The 7,831-nt window shown below is 52.9% G+C and carries 10 protein-coding genes; 6 read left to right on the top strand and 4 right to left on the bottom strand.

All coding sequences use genetic code 11. From position 1 onward, the window contains the following. Positions 1–53: 53 nt before the first annotated feature. Positions 54–1,187, bottom strand: a complete 1,134-nt coding sequence (arsB, locus tag V0288_RS11340; protein WP_332865204.1) for an ACR3 family arsenite efflux transporter — start codon at positions 1,185–1,187, stop codon at positions 54–56. Between the two features lie 215 nt (positions 1,188–1,402). Then, a complete protein-coding gene (locus V0288_RS11335; RefSeq protein ID WP_332865203.1) occupies positions 1,403–1,732 on the bottom strand; it encodes an ArsR/SmtB family transcription factor in 330 nt (109 codons plus the stop codon). Positions 1,733–2,186: 454 nt separating this feature from the next. On the opposite strand from V0288_RS11335, the gene V0288_RS11330 reads away from it, so the two are divergent. From V0288_RS11330 to V0288_RS11310, 5 genes are all read left to right on the top strand, one after another. Continuing rightward, entirely contained in the window at positions 2,187–3,326 is a 1,140-nt protein-coding gene (locus tag V0288_RS11330; protein ID WP_332865202.1) for a Re/Si-specific NAD(P)(+) transhydrogenase subunit alpha, read from the top strand. Between the two features lie 190 nt (positions 3,327–3,516). Continuing rightward, positions 3,517–3,813 carry an NAD(P) transhydrogenase subunit alpha part 2 gene (locus tag V0288_RS11325; RefSeq protein WP_332865201.1) on the top strand — a complete coding sequence of 99 codons (297 nt, stop codon included), beginning with the start codon at positions 3,517–3,519 and terminating at the stop codon, positions 3,811–3,813. Then, on the top strand, positions 3,810–5,213 hold the full coding sequence (locus tag V0288_RS11320) for an NAD(P)(+) transhydrogenase (Re/Si-specific) subunit beta (RefSeq protein ID WP_332865200.1): 1,404 nt from the start codon (positions 3,810–3,812) through the stop codon (positions 5,211–5,213). Before V0288_RS11325 ends, V0288_RS11320 begins: the two co-directional genes overlap by 4 nt. A gap of 86 nt (positions 5,214–5,299) precedes the next feature. After that, on the top strand, positions 5,300–5,497 hold the full coding sequence (locus tag V0288_RS11315; protein ID WP_332865199.1) for a hypothetical protein: 198 nt from the start codon (positions 5,300–5,302) through the stop codon (positions 5,495–5,497). Next, positions 5,494–5,922 (top strand): type II toxin-antitoxin system VapC family toxin, encoded by a 429-nt coding sequence (locus V0288_RS11310; RefSeq protein ID WP_332865198.1) that lies wholly within the window; start codon positions 5,494–5,496, stop codon positions 5,920–5,922. The genes V0288_RS11315 and V0288_RS11310 overlap by 4 nt, the downstream gene beginning before the upstream one ends. An 8-nt stretch (positions 5,923–5,930) precedes the next feature. Here V0288_RS11310 and V0288_RS11305 read toward each other — a convergent pair whose 3' ends face one another. Both V0288_RS11305 and V0288_RS11300 read right to left on the bottom strand, forming a co-directional pair. Continuing rightward, the gene (locus V0288_RS11305) at positions 5,931–6,173 is read right to left on the bottom strand and encodes a YgiT-type zinc finger protein (protein ID WP_332865197.1); all 243 of its coding nucleotides are present in this window, start codon (positions 6,171–6,173) and stop codon (positions 5,931–5,933) included. 105 nt (positions 6,174–6,278) lie between these two features. Continuing rightward, a complete protein-coding gene (locus V0288_RS11300) occupies positions 6,279–6,686 on the bottom strand; it encodes a hypothetical protein (protein ID WP_332865196.1) in 408 nt (135 codons plus the stop codon). Positions 6,687–6,923: 237 nt separating this feature from the next. On the opposite strand from V0288_RS11300, the gene hslO reads away from it, so the two are divergent. After that, the gene (hslO, locus tag V0288_RS11295) at positions 6,924–7,826 is read left to right on the top strand and encodes an Hsp33 family molecular chaperone HslO (RefSeq protein WP_332865195.1); all 903 of its coding nucleotides are present in this window, start codon (positions 6,924–6,926) and stop codon (positions 7,824–7,826) included. Positions 7,827–7,831: the final 5 nt, after the last annotated feature.

Raw genomic sequence — 7,831 nt, 5'->3', positions numbered from 1 at the left:
CCTCCTGACTCCTGACTCCTGACTCCTGACTCCTGCCTCCTGCCTCCTGCCTCCTACTGGCAACGGGGATCGAGAAGGGTGGCTTTTCGGGGATCTCGGGGGAACCAGAAGGCGGTTTTCTTGCAGAATTCGACTAGCATTAACATCACGGGAACCTCGATCAGTACGCCGACGACCGTGGCTAGAGCGGCGCCGGAGTTCAAACCGAATAACATGACCGCGGTGGCGATCGCTACCTCGAAATGATTACTCGCCCCGATCAGCGCGGCCGGCGCGGCATCCTCGTAGGTTAAGTTGAGTTTCAGCGCGGCCACGTAACTGATGAGGAAGATCAGGTTCGTTTGGATAAAGAGCGGGATGGCGATCAGGAGGATATGGAGGGGATGACGGACGATCAGATCGCCTTTAAACGCGAAGAGGAGGATCAAGGTGATTAATAGCGCGCTAACGGCCACGGGGCTTAAATACTGGAGAAAACGCCGTTCAAACCATTCTCGACCTTTATGTTTCAAAATCCAGTAACGGCTATAGATTCCCGCGGCGAGGGGTAAACCGACGTAGATTAACACGGAAAGAACGATCGTCTGCCAGGGGACGACGAGATTACTCGCGGCGAGTAACCATTTTCCTAGCGGCGCGTAGAGAAAGAGCATCGCGAGAGAGTTAACCGCCACCATCACGAGCGTGTGTCCCTGATTGCTGTAGGAAAGATAGCCCCACATCAATACCATCGCCGTACAGGGCGCGATTCCCAGTAAAATCGTCCCGGCGATGTAGGAATCGGCGAGTGTGACGGTTTGCCCGCGAATTACCTCGGTTTGACTCAACCACGGTAGGAATAGCCATCCGAGGAAGAATTGAGCGATCGCCACCATCGTGAAGGGTTTGATCAGCCAATTGACGACCAGGGTGAGGAGGACGGGTTTCGGGGTCCGCGCGGCCTGTAACGCCCGCGAAAAGTCGATCTTGACCATGATGGGGTACATCATGAAGAAGAGACAGATGGCGATCGGGAGGGAGACGTTATAGACACTCATCGCGTCTAGCGCGCTGGCAACGCCGGGGAACAGGCGACCGAGGGCGATTCCCGCCAGAATGCACAGGACAACCCAAATCGTGAGGTATTTTTCAAAAATATTGAGCCTACCGCCGGCTTTAACGGCATCGGGATTGATGCGAGTGGTCATCGTCGATCGAGCGAGAGGGGACGCGGGGAAACTAGCCCTCCCGTTTTTCATTATTTCAAAAAAAGTTGATATGTCAAGAGAGGGCGATCGACCCGATCTTTCCGAGGGAATATTCTAAAACCGTTATAAAAAGGCATTTTTAGACGAGGAATGCCCTCTTGTCGAGATCGATCGCTCTCTCGGAAATCTATATTATTTCTAAAAATTTTGATAGATTAATCGAGTTCCGAACAGGGGGGAGCGGGGACGAGGGAGGCGAAACGGCGGAATTCGGATAGGTATTCTTCGAGGAGGAGAAACTGCTTTAGATTGAGGCTGTAGTAGATCCAGCGTCCCTCTTGGCGACTTCGGACTAAATTAGCTTCTTTTAGGGTTTTTAGGTGAAAAGAGAGTTTAGATTGGGCGATATCGAGGCGATCGCGCAGGTCACAGACGCAGAGTTCCCGATCGCGCAGTAAATCGAGGATTTTTAGCCGTAGGGGGTCGGAAAGGGCGTGGAAACCTTCCGCGAGATGGGTGGAAGTGTCGGGGGTGGATACGGGCATCGGGGAAATCGGCGGATCGATCGAGGGGTTATCCCTACCTTAACCGAGATCGAGAGCTTGTAGCGAGGGGAACGCGGCCTGACAATCTCGAAACCGGCGCGATTCCCCACATCCCGAGATCGACAATCGCGAGAAATATTTACATTTTTTATTCGTTAAAAAGTAACAATTTTTAAAGTGTACGCGTCGTTAATAGATGATCTCGTCTTAATAAGAATGTCAGGGTTTGTGGAAGATTTCGCCGTGAGTAAAATTGCTCAAAACCCTTGATCCTGAAGAGAATCCTAAGATTTGTCACTGAAAAGAGCGATAACCGGGAGGATAGCTAGGATGGAAATGAAAGGCCATTCTTCTCTGAGTTATCGAGAGGGAGCGCTCGCGATATACGAAGTTTCGATCGCTCGTAATTCTTCCACCGTAGCCACAAGAAGGACATAGCAGGAGAAAATCACCCATGAGAGTCGGCATTGCCAAAGAAAGTGAACTCGGCGAGGCGCGAGTCGCGTTAGTTCCCGATACTGTAGCCCGTTTGGTCAAGGCGGGATTTGAAATTCTCGTCGAGACCGGCGCGGGATCGGGGGCGAACTTTCCCGATGCCGCCTATCGTGCCGTCGGCGCGACCGTGATCGACGACCCCTATCACCTCTACCAATCCATCGATATTCTACTGAAAGTCGCCCCCCCGAACGAGGAAGAGATCGATCGCCTCAAAAGCGGAACCATCCTGATCGGTTTCCTCGATCCCCTCAACGATCCCTACCGGGTTAAAAAACTGGCCGATCGCCAGATTACCGCCTTCAGTATGGAATTAATCCCCCGGAGTAGCCGCGCCCAGAGTATGGACGCGCTTTCTTCTCAAGCCAACCTCGCGGGCTATAAAGCGGTATTACTCGCCGCGGTTCACCTGCCGAAAATGTTCCCGATGATGACCACGGCGGCCGGCACGATCGCCCCGGCGAAAGTCCTCGTTCTCGGCGCGGGGGTGGCGGGATTGCAAGCCTGCGCGACCGCCAGACGGTTGGGCGCGGTGGTGGAAGCCTTCGATATCCGTCCCCAGGTGAAGGAAGAAGTGCAGAGTGTCGGCGCGAAATTTATCGAGATGGCGATCGAGGAAGATACCGTCGGCGATAACGGTTACGCCAAACAGGTTTCCTCGAATACCCAGGAACGCATCTGGCAGACCCTCGCCGAACCGATCAAAAAAGCCGACGTGGTAATTACCACCGCGCGGGTTCCCGGCAAACAAGCGCCGCGTTTGGTGACGGAAGAAATGATCGCGAGCATGAAACCGGGGTCGGTAATCGTCGATCTAGCGGCGGATCAGGGCGGAAATTGCGCCTACACCTCGGCGGGACGCAACGTGATCCAAAACGGGGTCACGATCGTCGGCGCGACCAATTTACCCGCCACGGTAGCCACCAACGCCAGCCAGATGTACGCCAAAAACCTGCAAACCCTTCTTAATCTCCTCGTAACCAAAGAAGGCTCGCTAAATCTCGATTTCGGCGATGACATCCTCGATAGCGCCTGCTGTACCCACGCCGGCGAGATCCGCAATCAACGGGTAAAAGATTCCCTCGTCGTCTCCGTTTAGGAGGCAGGAGTCAGGAGTCAGGAGTCAGGAGTCAGGAGGCAGGAGGCAGGAGGCAGGAGGCAGGAGGCAGGAGGATAAATCTTCTATATAAATTTCTCTTCCCCATCTCCCCATCCCCCTCATCTCCCTCATCTCCCCATCTCTCTATCCCCCCATCCCCTCATCTGTAACGAATGTCCAACAATAACCTATGACTACCGAACTTTTAACAGGCTTAGTCGTTTTCGTCCTCGCCTCCTTCGTCGGATTCGAGGTGATCAATAAAGTACCGCCCACCCTACACACTCCCCTGATGTCCGGCGCGAACGCGATTTCCGGGATCGCGGTAGTGGGCGCGCTATTGATCGCCGGGGGAACGGATTGGCACGAATTAACCGTGATTCTGGGCTTAATCGCCGTGATTCTGGCGATGGTTAACGTGGTGGGCGGTTTTGTCGTCACCGATCGAATGCTCCAAATGTTTAAAAAGAAGGAGGCTAAATTATGAATAACGCCCTCGATACGGGAATCGAGTTATCCTACCTGATCGCCGCGGTTCTTTTCATTATCGGTTTAAAACAGCTATCCTCTCCCGCCACGGCGCGCCAGGGGAACGCTATCGCGGCGGTGGGAATGCTCATCGCTATTGTCGCCACGTTAGTCAATCAGGAAATCCTCAGCTACGGGTTAATCGCCGTCGCTCTAGCGATCGGTTCGATTATCGGCGTGATCTCCGCCCAAAAAGTCCCCATGACGGCGATGCCGCAGATGGTGGGGATGTTTAACGGTTTGGGCGGCGCGGCCAGTGCGGCGATCGCCGTCGGCGAATACTGGAGATTATTGGAAAGCGGGCAAAAAATCCCCTTCGATTCGATTTTAATCGCGATTTTAGGGGTTTTAATCGGTGGCGTTACCTTTACGGGTAGCGTTCTCGCTTTCGCTAAGTTACAGGAACTCGTGACCGGCGCGCCCGTAACTTTCCCTTTCCAACAACCGATCAACTTCCTGCTACTCGCCACGTTTATCGGCGGTAGCGTCTATCTGCTCTTCGATCCTGGTTCGATCGACGTTTTCCTCACCCTCGTCGTTCTCTCGTTGATTTTCGGCGCGTTATTCGTCCTACCGATCGGTGGGGGCGATATGCCGGTGGTTATCTCGCTGTTAAACTCGTTTTCGGGGATCGCCGCCAGCGTGGTCGGCTTTATCCTGATGAATAATATGCTGATCATCGCGGGCGCGTTGGTGGGCGCTTCGGGGATTATCCTGACGCAGATCATGTGTAAGGCGATGAACCGTTCTCTTAGTAGCGTTCTCTTCAGTGCTTTCGGAACGGGCGGCTCGACTGGAGAAGCGAGCGCGGGAATTACCGATAAGACCGTTCACGCGATCGATACGGAAGAGGGCGCGATGATGCTCGGGTACGCACGTTCCGTGGTTATCGTACCGGGTTACGGGATGGCGGTCGCGCAAGCGCAACACGCGGTTCGCGAACTCGCCGAATATCTGGAGAAAAACGGGGTGGAAGTGAAATACGCGATTCACCCGGTCGCGGGACGGATGCCGGGACACATGAACGTGTTACTGGCGGAAGCGAACGTTCCCTACCCGCAGTTGTACGATATGGACGATATTAACCCGGAATTCGAGCGCGTCGATGTGGCGCTGATTATCGGGGCGAATGACGTGGTAAATCCCGCCGCGCGTCACGATAAAGCCAGTCCGATCTACGGGATGCCGATTCTGGACGTGGATAAGGCGCAACACACGATCGTGATTAAACGCAGTATGCGATCGGGTTTCGCGGGCGTGGAGAACGAGTTATTCTACAATCCGAAGACGTTCATGCTGTTCGGAAGCGCTCAGGATGTAGTCGCGCAATTGGTATCACAGGTGAAGGATTTATCCTAAACCATTCACGATAAGGGCGGGGTTTCCTCGCCCGATTCTTTTTTTTTGATAGAATCGTGGGGAAAATAGCCTAGAGCGCGATTACTATGCAAGAACGAACGATACAACTCTCCGATGATCTCGCTCGATTAGTAGACGATTATCTCCAAGAACATCCGGGAGAGAACTTATCTACTCTAGTACAGGATATTTTAGAAATTAAAGTCGTTAGAAAAGACCTCTCGAAATTGTTAGAGCTTTCCGGTATCGTATCGGAAGAAACCAGCGATCGAGTGAATTCTTGAACACAACCCATCCCTTAAAAGAAATCGTTGTAGACGCGGGGCCGATTATCGCTTTTTTCGCCGCTAAAGATCCCGATCACGCTCAAGTCGTCAAAGGATTCCAGCAGTTACAACAGGCTAAAACAAAAATTATAACCCCGACTCCCATTATTTTCGAGGTTTATAAGTGGCTGTTACAAAAAACTACGGTTGGTGTAGCCCGCGACGCGCTCGATATTTTATTAGAAGAGTTTGTAGCGATCGCGATTAGTAGGCAGGAATTATTAGAATTACAAGAATTTATCCGTAAATTACCTCGCTGGCAAGGTAGTTTAGAAGACGCGACGGTAATCGCTACGGCTTTCCGCTTTCGATGTCCGGTATGGACGATTAATTATCGCGATTTCAGTTCTTTTAAAGCACTGGAATTCTGGATACCGGATTAAAAGAAAAATCAAGAGGATTCTAGGTGAGAGACGGGGATCGGTTCGGTTCGATCGGGCGCTTTCGTTCCGGTCGCGATCGCGTGAACCTCGTGAAGAATATCGGCCGAATAATATCGATTCCCGCAGTTCTCACAAACCCCGATCGTCACGTCTTCTAGAATCACGAATCCATCTCTATGTTTAAATGCTTCGCGTTTGACGGTTCGGGGTTGAACTGTTCCGTCGCAATACTCGCATCTATCTTTGTACATAACCTCCGCAACCTAGCTTCGCGAAACAAATTATCGGTTCGACGCTTTGGAAAAGTTGCACCTCTAGGGCGATCGATCGAGTGACTTCTGGATTCATCTTCCCCCTCACCGAACCTCGCTATCTTTTTTCTCCTTGTGGGTCGCGAGAAACAGACGTAACCGCAATAAACTCAAAGTCTGTCCCAAATTCAAAGGTAACAGGGAAATCCCTTCCAAACGGGATTGAACCCAACCGTCGCCCCAGTACCACTCGTGATAACCGTCGATACCCTGACTCAATAACAAACGTAAACAATTCTCGCTCGCTAAAACCACGCGATGTTCGATCGGGATCATCCCGGACCAAGTGGTGAAAGTTAACCCCTCGTGTAACTTTTCCGGGAGGTCGCCGGATAGGGTTTGCGGCCAGAGCCATTGACGCAGTTGGGAGGTAGTAAGCAAGCTCTCGCGAATCGCTTCTTCCTTCGCGTCGATCTCGATCCGCAGTTGACTTTGTTGGAAATCGCCAAACATTGCCGTGATTTGAATGAGGACTAGGATACGCCCGATCGAATTTCTCTCGAACGGATAAATCTTAGCATTTTCCCCTCGATCGAGTCCCGGCCCCGGCTCCCGTGTCCGATGCCCTAGCGCGGGCGAAATTTTGTTAACTTAGGTAAGGAATGGCTAAAAACTGTAAAGATGAGCGCGCGGGGTTGATTCGCGCGACTTACCGAGATCGTTACTAGCGCGAGGATTATAGGGATAAGTATGGCAGATCGGTTAATTCGAGCGACCGCCGCCGATGGTGGCATCCGGGCCGTGGGAGTCGTCTCCACCCGTTTAACGGAAGAAGCGAGACGGCGACATAAACTATCTAACGTGGCCACGGCCGCGCTGGGCCGATCGATGGCTTCGGCGTTACTGCTGGCTTCGAGTATGAAAAAACCGGGATCGCGGGTGAACTTGCGCGTCCGGGGAGACGGCCCCCTGGGGGGACTATTGGTAGACGCGGGACTCGACGGGACGGTGCGGGGGTACGTGAGCAATCCCTCGGTAGAACTTCCCCCCAAACCGAACGGGAAATTAGACGTGGGCCGGGCGATCGGCGAAAACGGGCATCTTTCCGTATTGCGCGACGAGGGGTACGGGGAACCGTTTTCCAGTACCGTCGAGTTAGTATCCGGGGAAATCGGCGACGATGTGACCCATTATCTCGTCACTTCCGAACAGACTCCCTCGGCTTTGTTAGTCGGGGTTTTCGTGGGATCGATCACCGGGGTGAGCGCGGCCGGGGGAATTCTCCTGCAAGTCATGCCGAAAGCGGCCCGCGATGAATTGCTGGTGGCTCGTTTAGAGTCGAGGGTGGACAAATTGACGGGATTCACGCCTTTATTACAGGCGGGCAAGACCCTAGAGGACATTTTTCAGGAATTACTCGGGGATATGGGATTGGAAATTCTGCCCGCGGTGCAAATGGTGCGGTTCGATTGCCACTGCTCTCACGATCGAGTTCTCGGCGCGCTGAAACTGTTGGGAGTCGATGAACTGCTCGACATGATCGAGAAAGATAAACAGGCGGAGGCTACCTGTCATTTTTGCGGGGAAGTGTATAATGCTACCGAGGCTCAATTAATCGAATTGGTCGAGTCTCTGCGAGCGGAATCCGGCTGACACGT

Origin of the sequence: Pannus brasiliensis CCIBt3594 (assembly GCF_036688125.1) — a bacterium.
GTDB lineage: Bacteria > Cyanobacteriota > Cyanobacteriia > Cyanobacteriales > Microcystaceae > Pannus > Pannus brasiliensis.
Note: the sequence above shows the minus strand (reverse complement) of the source record. Positions and strands in the feature narration are given on the sequence as shown.